Source organism: Fictibacillus arsenicus (assembly GCF_001999465.1).
Lineage (GTDB): Bacteria > Bacillota > Bacilli > Bacillales > Fictibacillaceae > Fictibacillus > Fictibacillus arsenicus.
In genome coordinates, this window is the sequence record NZ_MQMF01000092.1 from 1 (window position 1) to 531 (window position 531).

General features: G+C 75.3%; 1 protein-coding gene. It reads right to left on the reverse strand.

All coding sequences use genetic code 11. The annotated features are described in order from the left end of the window. Window positions 1-60: 60 nt before the first annotated feature. Window positions 61-531 (reverse strand): ABC transporter permease (locus UN64_RS21970; protein WP_139343262.1); only part of this gene is annotated, 471 nt, incomplete at its 5' end.

Here is a 531-nt window from a genome sequence, read left to right on the forward strand (position 1 = left end):
CGGGGGCGAGGCGGAGCCGAGGGGGACGACGGCGCCGGGCGGCGCCGTCGTCGGAGGCGGTCAGTTGCCGCCGAGGGCGACCAGCGGGTCGATCCGGGTGACGCGGAAGACCGCGACGACGGCGGCGAGCATGCCGAGCACGAGGACCCCGGCGGCGGGCACCGCGGTGGTGGCCCACGAGAGCTCGAACGGGACGGCCCGCCCCGCGAACGCGCCGATCACGGCGGCCAGCCCGGTGCCCACGGCCACGCCGCCGACGAGCACGAACGCGGCCTGCGCGAGCGAGTCCTTCAGCACCCAGCCGTTCGAGCCGCCGAGGGCCTTGAGCACCGCGATGTCGCGGGTGCGCTGCACCGTCCAGATGGACAGGAACGCGATCACCACGAGCGCCGAGATGCCGTACAGGAAGCCCTGCATGGTCATCAGGGAGCCGTTCTCGGACCGGTAGCTGGGCAGGGCGGCGTAGGAGCCCTTCACGGTCTCGGCGACGGTGCCCGCGGCGTCGTCGCCGGCGGCGGCCACGGCGTCGAC